An 18572-nucleotide genomic window follows, 5' to 3' on the forward strand; every position below is an offset into this window, starting at 1 on the left:
GAGGTCAAGCATGGGCAAGCTGGTGGTGTCGCTCGACGGTGTGGTGATCAAGGAAGTTCAGATCACCAAGGACAAGACCACGCTCGGCCGGCGGCCGTACAACGACATCGTGATCGACAACCTGGCGGTCAGCGGCGAACACGCCGTGCTCCAGATGGTCGGGGCGGATGTCTTCATCGAGGACTTGAACTCGACGAACGGCACGTACATCAACGGCAAGGCGATCAAGAAGCAGTTGCTCTCGCACAGCGACGTGATCGAGGTCGGCAAGTACAAGATCAAGTTCCTGATCGAGGACAACTCGGACTACGAGAAGACGATGATCCTGCGCCCCGGCACTGCGCCGAGCAGCGGTTTCGGTCTGCCTTCGTCGTTCGGCGGACTCGGCCCGGCGCCCGTGTCGACCGCGCCCGCGGCGATCAAGGTGCTGAACGGACCTGCGGCGGGCCGCGAAGTCTCGCTCACCAAGGTCGTGACGACCGTTGGCAAGCCGGGCGTGCAGGTGGCGTCAATCACGAAGAGACCGAGCGGTTATGTGTTCGCGCACGTCGAGGGTGGCGCCCGGCCGGTGGTGAATGGCGCGCCGTTGACGGCCGAGTCGGTCCCACTCAAGAACGGGGATGTGATCGAACTGGCTGGAACACAGATGCAGTTCGTGCAGGCGTGACCAACATCGCTTGATGCGAAGGGGCCTCTGAGGCCCTTTTTTCTTTCTGCTCGCTGAACAACTGGCGTGGTTTCGGCGCACCATCCTGTATCGAGATGATTCGTCGCTGTCAGGCGATCACCTACGCGCGTGCAGGTTTTCACGGCATCGGGGTGGGGTCGCGTAAGCGACGGCAATAAACCTTCGAATCGAGGATTCGGCGCTTAGCGCTGCGCGAGGGTCCCTCTACAGTCTTCCGCATGAAGATTCGCGTGCTCGGTTGCGCCGGCGCCCTGGCGGCCGGCTACAGGACCACTTCCTTTCTGCTCGACGACGATGTGCTCATCGACGCCGGCAGTGGCGTGGCCGAATTGACCGTGGACGCGATGGTCAAGGTGGACCATATCCTGGTCACGCATTCGCACCTGGACCATGTGCTGGCGATCGGCCTGCTGGCGGATACGGTCCAGCGTCGACGCGCGCAGGCCGGCCGTCCCCCGGTGAAGGTACACGCGCTGCCCGAAACGCTGCAGGCGCTTCGCGCGCACGTCTTCAACGGCGTGATCTGGCCCGATTTCACCCGTTTGCCGTCGGCAGAGCGGCCCGCCTTGACCTTCCATGAATTCGCGGTCGGCGACCGCCTCGATCTGGGGGCTGATCGTCACATCGAGGTCCTCAGCGCCGCACACACCGTTCCGGCCGTCGGATTCGCAGTCGATGGCGGTGCGGATGGCCACTGGGTCTTCACCGGCGACACCGGCCCGAATCCCGCGCTCTGGACGCGCCTGTCGGAAATCAAGGTCGCACACCTGATCATCGAGTGCGCCTTCGGCGACGATGAATGCGGGCTGGCGGGCATCAGCAAGCACTTGTGCCCGACGACGCTCCGCGAGGAGCTCGCGAAGCTCGGCGGCGCGATCGATGTTCACATCACCCACATCAAGCCGGGAGAGCGCGCGGCAGTGATGAACGCGGTCATGGGTTTGCGTATGACACACCGGATCTCGGCACTGGAGAACTTCCAGGAGTTCACACTGGCTTGACACCTTGTTGGCGATCGATCGCCATTCGCAGCCCGCGCCGGGACGCCGTCGCGGGCTGCGTCGCTTCTTGATCGCCGGATCTTCATGTCAGCGTGATCTGACAAACCTTGTCAGGGACGACGAAGGTGACAAATCTGGGCAGGTGGGCCGACAAAAAACGTCACTTGATGCTAGGCCAGGCGCCGCCAGGCCGTGATGTCATGCACAAATCAATGAGCCAAGGGGCTGGCACGAGCCCTGCGTAGAAGAGCTTCGTCTCTACCCCACTTCTCTCTCTGGAGTTTTTATGAAGCGCGTTCAACAAGGTTTCACCCTGATCGAACTGATGATCGTTGTGGCGATCATCGGTATCCTGGCTGCCGTGGCTCTGCCGGCTTATCGTGACTACATCATCAAGACCAAGGTCTCTGAAGTGATGGCCGCCGCGACTCAGCCGAAGGCTGCGATTCAAGAGTACTACACAGTCAAGAGCGGCTGGCCGACGACGGCGGACATCCCGACTGGCAACATCAAGAGCCAGTACGTGAAGAGCGTTGCCTATGACGACACCGCTCACACCGTGACGGCAGTCGCCACCGGTATCGACAAAGACAACATTGACGACAAGAAGATTGTCCTGACCGGCACCATTGCTGGCACTAACGAATCGATCGACTGGAAGTGCACCTCGCCGGACATCGACAAGAAGTACCTGGCTGCTTCCTGCAAGTAATCGATTCTTTCGAATCGATCATCAAATGGGGCCTAGGCCCCATTTGTCGTTTCTGAGCGTCAAAATTCAGCCGTCCCAACCCTCTGACACTCGATCAATGACGCCCACGCTCTGCGGACGCCTGAGGGCGTCTTCGCTCCACTTCATCTTTACCCTGATCGTGGCCGCCGCCGTTGCGGCGGCCGTGTTCCTGCTCTGGTATCCATGGCCCTATAGCGAAGTGTCCGGGGGCGTCGGCCTGTTCCTGTTGATTGTGGGTGTCGACGTGGTGCTGGGTCCGTTGATCACGCTGGTTGTCTTCGATCCCCGCAAATCTCGAGGCGAGCTGTGGCGGGACATGTCGGTGGTGGTCGTTTTGCAACTCGCGGGGCTGGTGTTTGGCGCGCACACCATGTTCATTGCACGACCCGTGGCGCTAGTGCTTGAAATCGATCGCTTTCGCGCGGTCATTGCCGCCAGCGTGGTTGAGCAAGAGCTCTCGAAGGCGCCCGAATCATTGCGCGTGCTGTCCATCAGCGGGCCGCGGCTGGTAAACACACGTGAGGTCAAGACTGAAGAGAAGATGGACGCCGTCTTCGCTGCCTTCGGCGGCGCTGATCTCGGCATGCGTCCGAGCTTCTGGCAGGAATGGGATGAGCGGGGTCGATCGCAGGCCTTGAAGGTAGGCAAGCCGCTCGCCGCTCTTCTGGCACGTCATCCTGAACAGGCAGAAGCCCTGCGCACTGCAATCTCCAGGACGGGCAAACCGACAGAGCAGCTGCTTTATATCCCGCTCATCGCGCGTCAGTACGACTGGTCTGTCCTGATCGACAAGTCCACGGGCGATCCGGTCGGTTTTGCGCCAGTCGATGGCTTCTGAGCCCTCTGTTTCATCGCGTGCCAGGTGTGGGACTCGGCGGGCGTTAGAGTTCCGCCCTGTCCCCACGATCCGGACCGTTCATGACGCTCGCCGCGACAGCGCCCGCCGCCGATTTCCCCGTTTCTTCCACCGCGCCGCATCTCCAGGTCCTGACGCTGCTCGGCTTGCTGATCGGTGCGACGCTCGCGCCTCTGATCGCCTACAACCAGACGCCTTCGGCGACGCTCTACAACCAGTTGGCGGCATTCGCCGGACTCGGGTTGCTCGTCGCAGGTTTGGCCTGGGGACGGTCGCTGTTGGCGGCTTGGCGCGTTGACGGCGTTTCCCTCGGGCTGCTCCTCATGACGGCGGTGGCTGTCGCCGCGCCGTTCACGCACGGCCTGCCGTGGTCGATGGCGCTGACCAGCGTCGCCATGCTGCTCGGCGCGCTGCTGGCAGTGCAGACGGGTCGAGCTGTGACACCCAGCCAGCGCGACGGCGTACTCACTCTCTTCTGCATCGCACTTGTAGGCGCGGGTCTGCTGAGTGTGGTGGTCAGCATCGTCCAGATGTTCTTCCCGTCACTGGCCGATGGCACCGTCATCGCCCGCTCTGGTCTCGTTGGTCGTGCGGTCGGCAATATGCGCCAGCCGAATCACCTTGCCAGCCTGCTGATGTGGGCCTGCGTGGCGTCGGTCTGGCTCGCTCAAGGTGGATGGCTCGCGCGGCGGTTGGGCAACTCGCTGCGCGGCACCATCGCGATGTACCTGCTCTTGTTCATGTTCGTGTTCTGCGTCCTGCTGAGCGCGTCCCGCACCGGGATGATCGGCATTGGCATGCTGGCGATCTGGGGGGCGATCGACGGGAGACTCTCGCGCCGCGTGCGCATTGCCTTGGGCTCGACGCTGATCATGTTCGTGATCGGCTGGGGCCTGCTCGAGTGGTACACCACCGTCAGCCACCACGCCTTCGGCGCGCAGTCGCGCGTATCCGAAGAAGGCGCCGGCTCCCCGTCCCGCATCGCGATCGTGAAGAACGCCATCGGCCTGCTGCAGCGTTACCCGCTCACCGGCTCCGGTTGGGGTGATTTCAACTTCGCCTGGACGATGACGCCCTTCCCGGATCGTCCGGTGGCCTTCTTCGATCACACGCACAACCTGGAGTTGCAGATCCTCGTCGAGATGGGACTGCCGCTGGGTCTGCTCACGCTGGGCCTGCTGGCCTGGGGTCTTTGGACCGGCTTGAAGCGGTCGATCAACGGGAGTGCAGCCACCCGCTGTGCAGGAATGCTGGTGGCGATGATCGGGCTGCATAGCCAGTTCGAGTACCCGCTTTGGTATGCCTATTTCCTGTTGCCCGCGGGCCTGGCGTACGGCCTGTGCATGGTTGAGGAAGCGTCGGGCACGGAGACCGGATCGGGCCAGCGCCGTCCTGCGCTCGCGGTGCTGGGCCTCTTGACGGCCGCACTGGTGCCGCTGGTCGTCGTGGACTACCTGCGCATCGTCCACATTTACGCACCTCCGGCGGGTGCCGTATCGCTCGACGATCGCATCGCTGCGGGCCAGCGCTCCCCGCTATTCGCGCTTCAGGCCGACTACGCCGAAGCGACGGTCCAGCCCCCCGGCGCGGTGGCGCTTGAAGCCTCGCGGCTGACCGGCCACCACCTCATCGACACCCGCCTGCTGATGGCCTGGGCGAAGTCGCTCAACGCAGTGGGCGAGACCGACAAGGCCCGCTACCTGGTGCAGCGGCTGCGTGAGTTCCGGAATGCGGCCAGCGAGGAATGGCTGAGCGAATGCGACGAAGTGGCAGCGCTGAACGCTGCGGCGAAGCCGTTCCAATGCGAGCCGCCGCAGCGGGAGTACAGCTTCCGCGAATTCCGCTGAGGTCGTCGCGGGCGGAGAAGGCCGCCCGGGCGAATGCGCCGTTCAGACCTCGGCGTGCCAGTCGCCCGACTTCCCGCCCTGCTTCTCCAGCACCCGGATCTGCTCCATCACCATGCCGCGATCCGCCGCCTTGCACATGTCGTAGACGGTGAGGAGTCCGACCTGCACGGCCGTCAGCGCCTCCATCTCCACACCGGTGCGTCCGAGCGTCTCCACCTGCGCCGTGCAGATCACCGCGTTCGATGGCTCGTCCAGTTCAAACTCGACCGCAACCCGCGTGATCGGCAGCGGGTGGCAGAGCGGAATCAAGTCCGAGGTCCGCTTCGCGGCCTGGATCGCGGCGATGCGCGCGACACCGAGCACATCGCCCTTCTTGGCGTTCCCATCGCGGATCAACACCAAGGTCTCTGCCCTCATCCGGATGCGACCTGCAGCTCGGGCCACGCGGTGCGTGACATCCTTGCCGGAGACGTCCACCATGTGGGCCTGTCCGTTGGCGTCAAAATGGGTCAGTGGCGAGCTCATGAGCGCGGCAACAATCGCGAAACCGAAGAGGCGTCATCATAGTTCCGGCCCTGGAGATCCCTTGAAGCGACCGAACCCCATTCCCTTCACGCGACGCTGCCTGGTGGCGCTGCTCAGCGCGACCTTGCTTGGCCAGGGCGCTTTCGCGCAGGTGAATCTGCCGGCCCTGGGCGACTCGGTATCCGCCGATGTGAGCATCAGCGCCGAGAAGAAGCTCGGCGACCAGGTCATGCGGCAGATCCGCCCGGATCCGGACTACCTCGACGATCCGCTCCTGCTCGAGTACGCGCAGAACACCTGGCAACCGCTGGTGGATGCCGCGCGGCGCCTCGGCAACATCAGCGACGACACCAGCGACCGCTTCGCCTGGGAACTCTTCCTGGTCCGCGACCGGTCGGTGAACGCGTTCGCGCTGCCGGGCGGCTACGTGGGCATCCATCTGGGCCTGATCGCGATGACCGGCGCGCGCGACGAGATGGCGTCGGTGATGGGCCACGAGCTGTCGCATGTCACGCAGCGCCACATCGCGCGCAGCATCGTCGGCGACGCCCGGACGAGTGCGTTGGCGACCGTCGGCCTGCTGCTGGGCATCCTCGCCGCCGCGAAGAGCCGCAGCATCGACGGTGCGCAGGCGGCGATCGTCACCAGTCAGGCGGCGGCGGTACAGGCTCAACTGAATTTCTCGCGCGACATGGAACGCGAGGCCGATCGCGTCGGCTTCCAGGTCATGACGCAGGCCGGCTATCAGCCGGCGGGCATGGCCAGCATGTTCGAGCGCATGGAACAGGCCTATCACCTGATGGATTCCGGCGCCTACCCCTACCTGCGCAGCCACCCGCTCACCAGCGAGCGGATCGGCGAAGCGCGCGCGCGGTTGGGCACCTCCGTCCAGACCAAGCTGGTGGGCACGCCGGAGCACGCGCTGATGGCCGCGCGTGCGCGGGTGCTCATGGACCAACGGACCGATCCGTGGCGCGTGCTCCAGGGCCTGGACGCCGGCTCGAGAGCTGGAGAAAAGAACATCGACCAACTGGCGGCACGCTACACGAGCGCGCTCGCGTCGATCAAGCTGCGCGACTTCTCCCGCGCGGAAACCACCTTGAAGACCGCCGACGCCTTGGCCGGACTGCTCGGCGCGGACCCCGGCGCGAAGCGCCTGCTCGTCTATGCGCATGCCGAGCTGGAGGTGGCCCGAGGCAAGCCGGAAGCCGGCTTCGCGGCACTGGAACCGTTGAAGAACGAACGCTCCCGGCCGATGCTGATGATCCGCGCCGACCTGGCCCAGGCGGACCCGCGGCCGGAGGTGAAGCGAGAGGCGGCCGAGGCGCTTCAGACCCATCTCGCGCTGCACGCGCAGGACGCGCTTGCCTGGCAGGAGAGCGGGACCTTGTGGCAGCAACTCGGCCAACCGTTGCGCTCCCTGCGGGCGCAGGGGGAGACGCGAGCGGCACTCGGCGACATCACCGGCGCGATCGACCGTCTGGCTTCCGCGGAACGCCAGGGCCGGGCCCGTTCGGCCGACCAGTTCGAGGCCTCGGTGATCGACTCACGCCTGCGCGACCTGCGCTACGAGCGTCGCCAGCTGCTGATGGAGATGTACCCGCGCGGCGTGCCGCCTGGCGCGGAGCCGTGATCGAGGCTTACTCGCTGTCCGGGAACAGGCGTTCGATCAGGACGTCGATCGCCATGCCGCACAGCGAGTAGATCAGCGAGCCGATCAAGGCGGCGCCGAAGCCTGCGACGGTGAAACCGTCCAGCACGCTGGCGGTCGCCCAGAACAGCAGCGCGTTGATGACGAAGAGGAACAGTCCCAGCGTCAACAGCGTGACCGGCAGCGTGAGCAGCACCAGCACCGGTCGCAGGATGGTGTTGAACAGGCCCAGCACGAAGGCCGCGATCAACGCGGTGACGAAGCCCTTCACCTGGACACCAGGGTAGAGGTGCGCCACCAGCAGCAGCGCGGCGGCAAGCAGCAGCCAGCGGGTCAGCGTTTTCATACGCTCAGCATACCGGCATCGATCATCAGAAAAATACGAACTTGAAATCGTCAGAGTGCAGGATAATACGAACCTTCCGAAGGGGGAGTAGCCGCGCGGCGAAGGCCGCGGCAGAAGCCCGTCAAGACGTTGCCGTGAAGGCAGCCGGGCCCTGCACCTGATGCCGGACTCGCAAGGTCGCCTCCGACCCCGAGCCGCATCAGCCTTGCAAGACCCTTCGGCCGCACCGTGCCGCCCCTGGCGGCGCGTTGTCGTTGAAACCGGGACGGCGCATGCTCGCCGTCCGATTCTTGCAAGGAGCTCGCATGAGCACGATCGTCCCCATGTGGTTGTGGGTGGTATTTGTCGGCATCGTCGTGGTGTCCCTGATCCTGGACTTCGTCGTCCTGCGCAAGCAGGGGGCGCACGACGTCGGCGTCAAGGAGGCGATCAACTGGTCGCTGGTGTGGGTGGCGCTGAGCGTCGCCTTCATGGGTCTGCTCTGGTGGGCCGTGCGCGACGGCACTGGCAGCACGGAACTCGCCAACACCAAGGCGCTGGAGTTCATCACCGGCTATCTCATCGAGAAGTCGCTGGCGGTCGACAACATCTTTGTCTTCCTGATGATCTTCACCTACTTCGCGGTGCCCTCGGCGTACCAGAAGCGGGTGCTCATGATGGGCATCATCGGCGCCATCGTGCTGCGCACGGTGATGATCCTGGTGGGCGGCTGGCTGATCGCGCAGTTCCACTGGATCCTCTACCTCTTCGGCGCCTTCCTGCTGGTCACCGGCATCAAGATGTGGTGGGCGTCCGGGAAGGAACCTGACCTCGAGGACAACCCCGCGCTGAAGCTGCTGCGCCGCGTCCTGCCGGTCAGCAAGAACTTCGACGGCGAACGCTTCTTCACGCTGGAGAACGGCAGGCGCATCGCCACGCCGATGCTGCTGGTGATCGCGCTGGTGGGCATGACCGATGTGATCTTCGCGGTGGACTCGATCCCGGCGATCTTCGCGATCACCAGCGATCCGTTCATCGTGCTGAGCTCCAACATCTTCGCGATCCTGGGCCTGCGCGCGATGTACTTCCTGCTGGCGGCGATGGCGTCCAAGTTCCATCTGCTCAGCTACGGCCTGGCGGTGGTGCTGGTGTTCATCGGCGCGAAGATGATGCTGATCGACGTGATCAAGATCCCCGTGCTGCTCTCGCTGGGCGTGGTGGTGGCGATCCTCGCGATCACCATGGTCTGGAGCCTGCGTACCGCGCCCAAGCTGCCGGAGCACCCTTCGGACGAGGCCCGGAAGGCGGCCGACTGACGCCGGACTGATCGGATCCGGGTGAAATCCCCGGTCCAGTCTTCACAAACCCTTGAAACCCGCGCGACGCGCCAGCGTCCCGCGGGTTTTTGCTTTACAGAACAGAAACAGCGGCGTCGCGCGTTCGCCACGCGGAACGGCCGCAGCACCTCAATTCTTTGACACAGTCAAATGAGAATGCTTAGCATTTGCGGCCTTTGAGTCCAAGACGGCCTCAATCACTCGCCACCGCCAGCCAGACGCGAACAGGGAGGGGCCCGCCACCGTGCGCCGTGATGCGTCGGGACGACGCCGCCAGCACGCGCAGCCAGCCGAGCCAGATTTCCTACAAGAACTTCCCTCGGAGCTCGATTCCATGTCCCGCTACATCAAGAGCCGCAAACATGCGGTGGCCCCGCTGGCCGCACTGGCCGCCTCCCTGACCTTCCCGCTGGCCCACGCCGCCGACGCCCCGGCGCCCGCAGACGCCTCGACCGCTTCCGCCGCCGCCTCGCCCTACCTGCCGCAGGTGAAGATCGAAGGCACGGCCCAGTCCGACTACAAGGCCGACAAGAGCGCGTCGTCGAAGATCACCCAGCCGCTGCTGGAAACGCCCAAGACGATCTCCGTGATCAAGAAGGAAGTGCTGCGTGAGCAAGGCGCCGTGTCGCTGATCGACGCGCTGCAGAACACCCCCGGCATCACGATGCAGCTGGGGGAGAACGGCAACACCTCCGCCGGTGACACCTTCCAGATGCGCGGCTTCTCGGCCAGCACCTCGACCTTCGTCGACGGCATCCGCGACCTGGGCGCGGTCACGCGCGACGTGTTCAACATCGAGCAGATCGAAGTCGTGAAGGGCCCGTCGGGCGCCGACACGGGCCGCGGCGCCTCCGCCGGCTACATCAACCTGATCAGCAAGCTGCCGCAGATCGAGAACTCGATCGACGGCGTGATCACGGTCGGCGACGCCAGCCGCAAGCGCGCCTCGATCGACGTGAACCAGAAGGTGATGGACAACACCGCCGTGCGCCTGAATGCCGTGTGGCAGGACAACGGCGTGCCGGGCCGCGACACCGTCGAACGCAAGACGCATGCGATCGCACCGGGGATCGCCTTCGGCCTGAACACGCCGACGCGCTTCTTCCTGTATTCGCAGCACGTGCGTCAGAACAACGTGCCGGACGGCGGCATCCCGGCGATCGGCTGGGAAGGCTTCACGGTCGCGAATCCGGCAGCCGGCGCGACGCCCGCCGCCATCGCGGGCCTGAACGCGCTGAAGACCGCCGCCAAGGTGGACTCGGAAAACTACTACGGCAGCCGCAACGACCGCGAGAAGGTCAAGGCCGACATGGTCACGGCCAAGCTGGAGATGGACATCGGCAACGGCCTGACGGTGCGCAACACCTCGCGCTACGGCCGCACGCACATGGACCGTGTGATCACCGGCATCGTCGGCATCACCAATGTGCCGGGCACGGGCGCCGCCGCCACTGTCGTGACCGCGGACCCGTCCACCTGGCAGATCGCCCGCTCCCGTCAGCGCGTGAACCAGACCAACGAGATCCTCGCCAACCAGACCAGCATCAACGCCGCGTTCAACACCGCCGGCATCAAGCATGACCTGGCCACCGGTGTGGAGCTGATGTACGAAAGCCAGGACAGCCTGGGCTACGGCACCACGGCGCAGTCGATCAATGGCGTGAACTACGCGGCCACCGTCAATCCGCCGGCCAACCTGTACCACCCGAACTCGAACGACGTCCTCGGCATCCCCTATGCCACCGGCGCGGACAGCGAGGGCAGCACGATCACCCAGGCGATCTATGCGCTGGACACGATCTCGGTGACCGACGCGCTCAAGCTCACGCTGGGCGTGCGCACCGAGCACTACAAGATCAAGACCACCACCGGTGCCGTGGTCCTGGCCCCGGGCGCCGCGACGGGTTCCAACATCAACACGATCAGCACCACGCGGCTGAACGCCGGCAAGTGGATCACCAGCTGGAACCTCGGCGCCGTGTACAAGCTGGCCGACAACGGCACGGTCTACGCCGCTGCCGCCAACTCGCTGACGCCTCCGGGCAGCGCGAACTTCACGCTGAGCGGCTCCGGCCAGGCCGGCACCGCCGCCGACGCGCAGGAGACGACGAACTACGAGCTGGGCACCAAGTGGGACCTGCTGAGCAAGCGCCTGAACCTGACGGCCGCGCTGTACCGCAGCGAGAACGACGGCCAGGTCAGCGTGGACGCGCTGACCAACGTCGCCACGCAAGGCGGCAAGACGCGAGTGCAGGGGATCGAGCTGGCCGCGGTCGGACAGCTGACCAACTTCTGGCAGGTGACCGCCGGCGTCCAGACCATGGACACCAAGCAGATCAACCAGCGCGCTGCCTCCACCGCCACCACCCCGACCCAGACGGTGACGGATGGCGTGCGCTGGTCGCCGAAGTGGTCCGCCACGCTGTGGACGTCCTACCAGTGGAACGACTGGACCGGCGCTGTCGGCGCACGCCACGTTTCGGAGCAGAAGCGCGTGGTCACCGTCGCCGCGGCGCCGTCGACCGGTCTGCCTGAACTGCCGGCCTACACCGTGATGGACGTGATGGGTGCGTACCGCGTCAACAAGAACGTCTCGCTGCAGCTGAACGTCACCAACGTGTTCGACAAGAAGTACATGAGCTCCTTGAACAACGGTGGCGGTCGTCTGGTGCTGGGCGCTCCGCGTGCCGCGACGCTCTCGGCCAACATCGGCTTCTGATCACGGCCTGACCGTTTGAGGTAGCGTACGGCCGGCCCGACCCTGTCCTGGCAGGGTCGGGCCGTCGTCCGTCCTGCCTCCTGAATTGATTCGATCCGGACATGCTTCTTCACATCCCCGAAGTGCTCAGCAAGCACGACGTGCGCGAGATGCGCAGGCTCCTGGACGCCGCCGACTGGACCGACGGTCGCGCGACCGTGGGCGAGCAGGGCGCGAAGGTCAAGCAGAACCGGCAGCTGCCGGTCGAGCATCCGGCCGCGCGCGAGATCGGCGCGCACATCCGCGATGTGCTCGCGCGGCATCCGCTGTTCATCTCGGCCGCGTTGCCGCTGCGCACGCTGTCGCCGCTGTTCAACCGCTACGAAGGCGGCGAGCATTACGGCTTCCACGTCGACGGCGCGATCATGCGCCAGCAGGGCACCGACCAGCCGCTGCGCAGCGACGTGTCCTCCACCCTCTTCCTGAGCGAGCCCGACGAGTACGACGGCGGCGAGCTCGAAGTCGTCGACACCTACGGCACGCACGAGGTGAAGCTGCCGGCGGGCGATCTCATCGTCTACGCGAGCACCAGCCTGCATCGCGTGACGCCGGTGACGCGCGGTGCGCGCGTCTGCTCGTTCTTCTGGACGCAGAGCCTGATCCGCCAGGACTGGCAGCGGGCGATGCTCTTCGAGCTCGACCAGACCATCCAGAAGCTGCGAGGCCGCCTCGGCGACGACGCGGAGACGACGGCGCTCACCGGCCACTATCACAACCTGCTGCGGCTCTGGGCCGAGACATGAACGGACCCAAGAGCGCGACCCCCTCCAGCCCCGCGAAACGCTCCGGCTGGCTGAAGCAGCTGCACCAGTGGCACTGGATCAGTTCCGCGATCTGCCTGATCGGCATGATCCTGTTCGCCGTCACCGGCATCACGCTGAACCATGCGGCCAACATCGAGTCCAAGCCGGCCATCGTCAGCAAGACCGTGCAGCTGCCGGGCGAACTCACCGCGCCGCTGAAGCCGAAGTCCGCGAACGAGCCCGACAGCAAGGCGCCCGTGCCCGCCCCGGTGCGCGCGTGGCTGGCCAGGGAACTGGGCCGCGCGATCGATGGCCGCGAGGCCGAGTGGAATCGCGACGAGATCTACCTCGCGCTGCCGCGTCCTGGCGGCGACGCCTGGGTCCGCATCGCGCGCGACGGTGGCGAGGTCGAGTTCGAGGACACCGACCGCGGCTGGATCTCCTACTTCAACGATCTGCACAAGGGTCGCCATGCGGGCGTGGCCTGGAGCTGGTTCATCGACATCTTCGCCGTCGCCTGCCTGCTGTTCTCGATCACCGGGCTTCTGATCCTCAAGTTCCATGCGGTCAGCCGACCCAGCACCTGGCCGCTCGTCGGCCTGGGTCTCGTGATTCCAGCGCTCCTGGCGCTGCTGCTGATCCATTGATTTCCTCTCCGCTCCGAGCCGCCGCCAGGATCCTCCCGACCTTCAACCGAGACTCGACCATGAATCGCTCCGCAAGTCGTACCCTCCTCCAGATCGGTGCCCTCGGCACGCTGGGAACCCTGGCCGTCGGCTCGTCCGCCTGGGCCGCCACGGTCCAGCTCAAGCTGGAAGTGCCGCGCCTGAACGTCGCCGAATACCACCGCCCCTACGTCGCCGTGTGGGTCGAGAAAGCCGGCGAATCCGGCCCGGCCGTCGCCCAGCTGGCGGTCTGGTACGACACCAAGAAGCAGAACAACGCCGGCACCAAGTGGCTCAAGGACATGCGCCAGTGGTGGCGTCAGGGCGGCCGCAACCTCACGGTGCCCGCCGACGGTGTCACCGCCGCCACGCGCGCGCCGGGCGAGCACGCGATCTCGCTGGACACGAGCGCCGCGCTCGCCGCGCTGCCCCCGGGCAAGTACGAAGTCGTCGTCGAATCGAGCCGCGAAGCCGGCGGTCGTGAAGTGCAGCGCCTGCCGCTGACCTGGCCGATCAAGGCGGCCGCGACGGAGAAGGCGCAAGGCGAGCACGAGCTCGGCGCGCTGGAACTGACGGTCAAGCCCTGATCGCGTTGCGACAGGCGCCACGACAAGACACGGAGGAACTGACCATGATGAAGACTTCGATCGCTTCGACGATCGCCACCCGCCTGGCGACACGCATCGCTCCCGTCGCGCTGGCCGTCGCCGCGCTGCTCCCGCTGACCGCGCACGCGCACATGACCTGGCTGCTGCCCAACAAGGCGGCCTTCGACGGCAAGGAGCCGGTGGCGTCGTTCGACGCGGCCGTCTCGGAAGACCTCTTCAACTTCGAGCGCGCGCTCAAGCTGGAGACGCTGCGCGTCACCGCGCCCGACGGCAAGACCGCGGAGGCCGAGAACCGCAGCACCGCCCGCCACCGCGAAAGCTTCGACGTGAAGCTGACGCAGGACGGCACCTGGCGCGTCAGCAACGTCAGCCAGTCGCTGATGGGCTCGTACAAGCAGGGCGGCGAGACCAAGCGCTTCCGCGGCACCAGGGAGTCCTTCGCGAAGGACGTGCCGGCCGACGCCGAGGTCACCGCGCTGACGGTGATGAGCAATCGCCAGCAGACCTTCGTCAGCAGGGAAGAAGCCGGCAAGGTCGATTTCAAGCCGGAGGGCGACGGCCTCGAATTGCTGCCGCTGGGCCCGGTCACCGACCTCAGCCACGGCGACAAGACGAAGTTCCGTCTGGTGCTGGACGGCAAGCCGGCCGCCGATGTGCAGCTCAAGCTGATCCGCGAAGGCAACCGCTACCGCTACAAGTTCGGCGAGGTCGAGTTGAAGACCGACGCGAAGGGCGAGTTCACCGTCGAGTGGACCGAGGCCGGCCGCTACTTCATCGGCGCGAGCACCGGCCCGGCACGCGGCCCGAACGCGCCCACCGGCACGCGTGAAGCGCCGGTGCAGCGCGCCAGCGTCAGCGCCACCTTCGAGGTGCTGCCGAAGTGAGCGTGACCAGCGGGACGATGGCGACGCGGGGCGCGGGCATCGCGCTCGAGCCGCGTGTCCTCGTTCCGCTGCAGATCGTCGGCGAGCCGCCGGCGCTCGGCCAGGCCGTGCATGCGATCGCCGGCGAAACGATGGGGACGACCTGGTCCGCGCGGTTCATCGGTCCGGCGGGGCTTCGTCTCGCCGCGATCGAAGCGGCGGTCGTCCACGCCTGTGACGAGGTCATCGCGCAGATGAGCAGCTGGGAGGCGGGCTCGGACCTCAGCCGGTTCAATCGCGCCGCGGCGGGCACGTCGTGCCCGTTGCCCGACGGCTTCGCCACCGTCGTCGATGCGGCGTTGCGCATCGCGGCCGAAAGCGATGGTGCCTACGATCCGACCGCCGGCGCGCTCGTCGCGCTGTGGGGCTTCGGACCTTCCGGCGAGACCGCGCTCGCGCTGCGCCACGACGCCCCCGGTTTCCGCGCGCCGTCATTCGAGGACTGCGATCGCGTGCACTGCGGGTGGGACTCGCTGCCGTGGGACGGCACGCGACGCGTGCTCACCCAACCCGGCGAGGCGACGCTGGACCTGTCGGCGATCGCCAAGGGCTTCGCGGTCGATCGCGTGTCCGCGGTTCTGACATCGCTCGGCCTGCCGGACCACCTCGTCGAGATCGGCGGTGAACTCCGCGGTGCCGGGCTCAAGCCCGAAGGCCAACCCTGGTGGGTCGATCTGGAGCCGCCGTCCGCCGATTGCGGTCTCGCGCCTGTGCGCATCGCGCTGCACGGTCTGTCGGTCGCGACCTCCGGCGACTACCGGAAGTTCTTCGACGAGGCCGACGGACCGCGGCGCTCCCACACCATCGATCCGCGCACGCGGCGTCCGATCGAGCACGGCCTCGCATCGGTCACCGTCGTGCACGACAGCGCGATGTGGGCCGACGGCTGGTCGACGGCGTTGATGGTGCTCGGTCCGGACGAGGGGCTCGCGCTGGCGGAGCGCCTCGGGCTGGCCGCGTTGCTCGTGCGGCGTCGCACGTCGGCCGAAGGCGGTGGTTTCGAAGAGCGCTTCTCCACGGCGATGCGCGCGTTGATGCTGTGATGCTCTGATGACTGCGATCCTGTCCCGACCCGCGGCGGCGCTGCTGCTGATCGCGCTCTACCTGCTGATGTGCGCCGCGGTCTGGTGGCGGCATCGCCGCCGGCTGCGGCAGGCGGCCGATGCCGCTGCGGCGCTGTTGCCCGCCGCCGATGCCGGTCCGCCGGTGCTGGTACTGCACGCGAGCCAGACCGGCCAGGCCGAGGAGATCGCCTGGCAGACCGCCAAGGCCTTGCATCTGGCCGGCATGCCGGTGCGCGTGGCCGCGCTCGGCGAGATCGACCGCGAGGCCTTGCGCGGCGCGCGGCACGCGCTGTTCATCGCCAGCACCTACGGCGAAGGCGATGCGCCGGACAGCGCCGCGCCGTTCGCGCGCGACCTGATGGCGGCGGACGGCGGCGGCCTGGATCTGTCGTCCCTCGAAGTCGGCGTGCTGGCGCTGGGCGATTCGACCTACACGCACTTCTGCGGCTTCGGTCGCGCGCTCGACGCCTGGTTGCAGGAGCTCGGTGCGCGGCCGATGTTCGACCGCATCGAGGCCGATCGTGCCGACGACCACGCGCTCGCGCAATGGCGCCAACGGCTCAGTCATTTCGCGGGTACCGCCGATCTCGCGGCGTGGGAAACGCCGGTCTTCACGTCGTGGCGTCTGCGCACCCGCCGGCATCTGAATCCTGGCAGCCAGGGCGGTCCGGTGTTCCATCTGGAACTGACACCGGCGGACGGTTCGCCGCTGCCGACGTGGGAAGCGGGCGATCTCGTGCAGGTGAGTGTCGCGACCGATGACGCCGATGGCGCCGACAACGATGCGAGGCGGCCGCGCGAGTACACGATCGCTTCGCTCCCCTCGGACGGAAGCGTCGAGCTGATGGTCCGCCTCACCACGCGCGAGGACGGCACGCCCGGACGCTCGTCGGGCTGGCTGACCGGACGGCTGCCGCTCGACGGCACCGTGGCGATGCGGCTGCGTCCGCATGCGAGCTTCCGCATCGGTGCGAACGCCCATCGTCCGCTGATCCTCGTCGGCAACGGCACCGGGCTCGCGGGACTGCGCGCGCATCTGAAGGCGCGGGCGTCTATCCGCAGGGACACGACGAGCGCGCCCGCGTGGCTGCTCTTCGGCGAACGCCAGTCGGCGCACGACGCGCACTACCGCGATGAGATCGAGGCCTGGCAGCGTGACGGCCTGATCGCGCAGGCGGACTGGGCCTTCTCGCGCGACCAGCCCGAGCGCGTCCACGTGCAGCACCTGCTCGCGCGACACGCGCAGCGGCTGCGCGAATGGGTCGCCGACGGCGCGGCGCTCTACGTCTGCGGCAGCCTGCAAGGGATGGCCGGCGCGGTCGATGCGGTGCTGCGCGAGACGCTCGGCGAGACCGGTGTCGACACCCTCATCCGCGAGGGTCGCTATCGCCGCGATGTCTATTGAGCGCGCCGGCATCGACGTGACCGCCGATGCGCGTGAGACGCGATGACCACGGGGAACCCCGTAGGTGAAGACCTGCGGCGCGCGTAGGACACGCGGAGATTGATGCGCGCCTGCGACAAACACGGGGCTCGACGTTGACTTCGAGGCCGTTTCCCCCCCGGTAAAGCCTTCTCAATGACAGAGGTGCGCAGTACCATTGCCCGCGCAGGGTGCCATCGAGTACCGAAGGCGTCAGACCTTCACCAGGGCCCGGCACATCAACAACCCTTGATGGAGAGAATCGAAATGGCAACTGCGAAGAAGGCTGCGCCCGCCAAGAAGGCGGCACCGGCCAAGAAGGCGGCTCCGGCGGCGAAGAAGGCCGCCGCACCGGCGAAGAAGGCGGCACCGGCGAAGAAGGCCGCGCCCGCGACGAAGGCGGCAGCCCCTGCGAAGAAGGCTGCTGCTCCCGCGAAGAAGCGCACCCCCAACGCCGCCTTCATGAAGGCCCTGACCCCCAGCGCCTCGCTGGCCGCGATCGTCGGCGACAAGCCGCTGCCGCGGACCGACGTGGTGAAGAAGGTCTGGGAATACATCAAGAAGCACAACCTGCAGGACCCGGCGCAGAAGCGCGTCATCAATGCCGACGCCAAGCTGAAGGAAATCTTCGGCAAGGCCAAGGCCGACATGTTCGAGATGACCCGACTGATCAACAGCCACCTGAAGGATTGAGCGGCAGGGGCCGAGAGGCCTCGCCGCATTTCGGACAAGGCCCGCCTCGCGCGGGCTTTTTTGCGCCCGCCCGCCGGCGGCGCTCAAGCCCGGTCAGGGCCGATCAGAGACGCTCGAGGGCCGCGCGCAGCTGGCGCACGTCGATGGGCTTGAGCCAGTAATCCAGGAAGCCCGCCGCGCGTGCGCGCTGACGCTGGTCGTCCATCACGTCGGCGGAGAGCGCGATGCAGCGCAGCTGAGCGAACTGCGGTTGCGCCCGGACCAGCGCCATCAGCTCCAGCCCGTTCATGTCGGGCAGGTTCATGTCCATCAGCACCAGCGAGGGCGTGACGCGCGACAGCGCGTCCATCGCCTGCGCGCCGGTCTCGGCGATGTCCAGGGTCCAGCCGGGCATCAGACGGAACACCTCTTCCATCAGCACGATGTTGATGCGGTCGTCCTCGACGTAGAGGACGTGACGGGCGGCGGTGGGGGACGACATGGCGATGGCGGGCAGGGGACACGGAACGATAACAGCGAATCTCCGCGACGGCAGCGTTGTCCATGCCGGCGGTGCTTTTACCCAGGGGTGTGCGAACTGTGAGACCGGTGTGACAAAAACCACGCGGGAGCACACCCCCGGCTGAGGGGGAAGGCCGGGAGCGACTGGGTCGGGCTCCCTACACTGCCGAGCAAGGCCTGTCACATCTGGTGATTCAAGCGCACTGATGGATACAGGTGGAACTGCCGGCA

18 protein-coding genes are annotated in these 18572 nt (G+C 66.5%); 15 read left to right on the forward strand and 3 right to left on the reverse strand.

Annotated features, from left to right (window positions below; translation table 11 throughout):
• Window positions 1-10: 10 nt before the first annotated feature.
• From ABE85_RS23805 to ABE85_RS23825, 5 genes are all read left to right on the forward strand, one after another.
• On the forward strand, window positions 11-667 hold the full coding sequence (locus tag ABE85_RS23805; protein ID WP_067280686.1) for an FHA domain-containing protein: 657 nt from the start codon (window positions 11-13) through the stop codon (window positions 665-667).
• A 239-nt stretch (window positions 668-906) separates the two neighbouring features.
• On the forward strand, window positions 907-1689 hold the full coding sequence (locus tag ABE85_RS23810; protein WP_067280688.1) for an MBL fold metallo-hydrolase: 783 nt from the start codon (window positions 907-909) through the stop codon (window positions 1687-1689).
• 286 nt (window positions 1690-1975) lie between these two features.
• The gene (locus ABE85_RS23815; RefSeq protein WP_067280689.1) at window positions 1976-2401 is read left to right on the forward strand and encodes a pilin; all 426 of its coding nucleotides are present in this window, start codon (window positions 1976-1978) and stop codon (window positions 2399-2401) included.
• 97 nt (window positions 2402-2498) lie between these two features.
• Complete coding sequence (gene tfpZ, locus ABE85_RS23820) at window positions 2499-3260, forward strand: TfpX/TfpZ family type IV pilin accessory protein (protein ID WP_067280694.1); 762 nt, start codon at window positions 2499-2501, stop codon at window positions 3258-3260.
• 80 nt (window positions 3261-3340) lie between these two features.
• Window positions 3341-5125, forward strand: a complete 1785-nt coding sequence (locus tag ABE85_RS23825; RefSeq protein ID WP_082938898.1) for a PglL family O-oligosaccharyltransferase — start codon at window positions 3341-3343, stop codon at window positions 5123-5125.
• 42 nt (window positions 5126-5167) lie between these two features.
• On the opposite strand, the gene moaC is transcribed toward ABE85_RS23825, so the two are convergent.
• Complete coding sequence (gene moaC, locus ABE85_RS23830) at window positions 5168-5650, reverse strand: cyclic pyranopterin monophosphate synthase MoaC (protein WP_067280696.1); 483 nt, start codon at window positions 5648-5650, stop codon at window positions 5168-5170.
• Window positions 5651-5711: 61 nt separating this feature from the next.
• Here moaC and ABE85_RS23835 point away from each other — a divergent pair, with 61 nt between their 5' ends.
• A complete protein-coding gene (locus ABE85_RS23835) occupies window positions 5712-7283 on the forward strand; it encodes a M48 family metalloprotease (RefSeq protein ID WP_197507138.1) in 1572 nt (523 codons plus the stop codon).
• A 7-nt stretch (window positions 7284-7290) separates the two neighbouring features.
• On the opposite strand, the gene ABE85_RS23840 is transcribed toward ABE85_RS23835, so the two are convergent.
• Window positions 7291-7647, reverse strand: coding sequence for a phage holin family protein (locus ABE85_RS23840; RefSeq protein ID WP_067280698.1), 357 nt, complete (start codon window positions 7645-7647; stop codon window positions 7291-7293).
• A gap of 305 nt (window positions 7648-7952) precedes the next feature.
• On the opposite strand from ABE85_RS23840, the gene ABE85_RS23845 reads away from it, so the two are divergent.
• The 9 genes from ABE85_RS23845 to ABE85_RS23885 all read left to right on the forward strand — a co-directional run bounded on the left by ABE85_RS23845 (window position 7953) and on the right by ABE85_RS23885 (window position 17840).
• Entirely contained in the window at window positions 7953-8942 is a 990-nt protein-coding gene (locus ABE85_RS23845; RefSeq protein WP_067280701.1) for a TerC family protein, read from the forward strand.
• Between the two features lie 355 nt (window positions 8943-9297).
• Window positions 9298-11682: a catecholate siderophore receptor Fiu gene (locus tag ABE85_RS23850; protein WP_067280704.1), complete on the forward strand. Its 2385-nt coding sequence runs from the start codon at window positions 9298-9300 to the stop codon at window positions 11680-11682.
• A 101-nt stretch (window positions 11683-11783) separates the two neighbouring features.
• Window positions 11784-12464: a Fe2+-dependent dioxygenase gene (locus ABE85_RS23855; protein ID WP_067280705.1), complete on the forward strand. Its 681-nt coding sequence runs from the start codon at window positions 11784-11786 to the stop codon at window positions 12462-12464.
• Window positions 12461-13111: a PepSY-associated TM helix domain-containing protein gene (locus ABE85_RS23860; RefSeq protein ID WP_067280708.1), complete on the forward strand. Its 651-nt coding sequence runs from the start codon at window positions 12461-12463 to the stop codon at window positions 13109-13111. The genes ABE85_RS23855 and ABE85_RS23860 overlap by 4 nt, the downstream gene beginning before the upstream one ends.
• A 59-nt stretch (window positions 13112-13170) precedes the next feature.
• Window positions 13171-13716 carry a DUF2271 domain-containing protein gene (locus ABE85_RS23865; protein ID WP_082938900.1) on the forward strand — a complete coding sequence of 182 codons (546 nt, stop codon included), beginning with the start codon at window positions 13171-13173 and terminating at the stop codon, window positions 13714-13716.
• 44 nt (window positions 13717-13760) lie between these two features.
• Window positions 13761-14621 (forward strand): DUF4198 domain-containing protein, encoded by an 861-nt coding sequence (locus tag ABE85_RS23870; protein ID WP_231993172.1) that lies wholly within the window; start codon window positions 13761-13763, stop codon window positions 14619-14621.
• Window positions 14618-15703, forward strand: coding sequence for an FAD:protein FMN transferase (locus tag ABE85_RS23875; protein ID WP_231993173.1), 1086 nt, complete (start codon window positions 14618-14620; stop codon window positions 15701-15703). Before ABE85_RS23870 ends, ABE85_RS23875 begins: the two co-directional genes overlap by 4 nt.
• A gap of 7 nt (window positions 15704-15710) precedes the next feature.
• Window positions 15711-17129 carry a sulfite reductase subunit alpha gene (locus ABE85_RS23880; RefSeq protein WP_067280710.1) on the forward strand — a complete coding sequence of 473 codons (1419 nt, stop codon included), beginning with the start codon at window positions 15711-15713 and terminating at the stop codon, window positions 17127-17129.
• A gap of 285 nt (window positions 17130-17414) precedes the next feature.
• On the forward strand, window positions 17415-17840 hold the full coding sequence (locus ABE85_RS23885) for an SWIB/MDM2 domain-containing protein (RefSeq protein ID WP_067280713.1): 426 nt from the start codon (window positions 17415-17417) through the stop codon (window positions 17838-17840).
• Window positions 17841-17943: 103 nt separating this feature from the next.
• Here ABE85_RS23885 and ABE85_RS28160 read toward each other — a convergent pair whose 3' ends face one another.
• Entirely contained in the window at window positions 17944-18321 is a 378-nt protein-coding gene (locus tag ABE85_RS28160) for a response regulator (RefSeq protein ID WP_067280716.1), read from the reverse strand.
• Window positions 18322-18572: the final 251 nt, after the last annotated feature.

It is taken from the genome of Mitsuaria sp. 7 (assembly GCF_001653795.1).
GTDB lineage: Bacteria > Pseudomonadota > Gammaproteobacteria > Burkholderiales > Burkholderiaceae_C > Roseateles.

Coding starts and splice junctions, on each gene's coding strand:
- ABE85_RS23815 (WP_067280689.1), top strand. CDS start 1,976: ATGAAGCGCGTTCAACAAGGTTTCACCCTGATCGAACTGATGATCGTT.
- ABE85_RS23860 (WP_067280708.1), top strand. CDS start 12,461: ATGAACGGACCCAAGAGCGCGACCCCCTCCAGCCCCGCGAAACGCTCC.
- ABE85_RS23870 (WP_231993172.1), top strand. CDS start 13,761: ATGATGAAGACTTCGATCGCTTCGACGATCGCCACCCGCCTGGCGACA.
- ABE85_RS28160 (WP_067280716.1), bottom strand. CDS start 18,321: ATGTCGTCCCCCACCGCCGCCCGTCACGTCCTCTACGTCGAGGACGAC.
- ABE85_RS23855 (WP_067280705.1), top strand. CDS start 11,784: ATGCTTCTTCACATCCCCGAAGTGCTCAGCAAGCACGACGTGCGCGAG.
- ABE85_RS23840 (WP_067280698.1), bottom strand. CDS start 7,647: ATGAAAACGCTGACCCGCTGGCTGCTGCTTGCCGCCGCGCTGCTGCTG.
- moaC (WP_067280696.1), bottom strand. CDS start 5,650: ATGAGCTCGCCACTGACCCATTTTGACGCCAACGGACAGGCCCACATG.
- tfpZ (WP_067280694.1), top strand. CDS start 2,499: ATGACGCCCACGCTCTGCGGACGCCTGAGGGCGTCTTCGCTCCACTTC.
- ABE85_RS23825 (WP_082938898.1), top strand. CDS start 3,341: ATGACGCTCGCCGCGACAGCGCCCGCCGCCGATTTCCCCGTTTCTTCC.
- ABE85_RS23850 (WP_067280704.1), top strand. CDS start 9,298: ATGTCCCGCTACATCAAGAGCCGCAAACATGCGGTGGCCCCGCTGGCC.
- ABE85_RS23805 (WP_067280686.1), top strand. CDS start 11: ATGGGCAAGCTGGTGGTGTCGCTCGACGGTGTGGTGATCAAGGAAGTT.
- ABE85_RS23845 (WP_067280701.1), top strand. CDS start 7,953: ATGAGCACGATCGTCCCCATGTGGTTGTGGGTGGTATTTGTCGGCATC.
- ABE85_RS23885 (WP_067280713.1), top strand. CDS start 17,415: ATGGCAACTGCGAAGAAGGCTGCGCCCGCCAAGAAGGCGGCACCGGCC.
- ABE85_RS23880 (WP_067280710.1), top strand. CDS start 15,711: ATGACTGCGATCCTGTCCCGACCCGCGGCGGCGCTGCTGCTGATCGCG.
- ABE85_RS23810 (WP_067280688.1), top strand. CDS start 907: ATGAAGATTCGCGTGCTCGGTTGCGCCGGCGCCCTGGCGGCCGGCTAC.
- ABE85_RS23865 (WP_082938900.1), top strand. CDS start 13,171: ATGAATCGCTCCGCAAGTCGTACCCTCCTCCAGATCGGTGCCCTCGGC.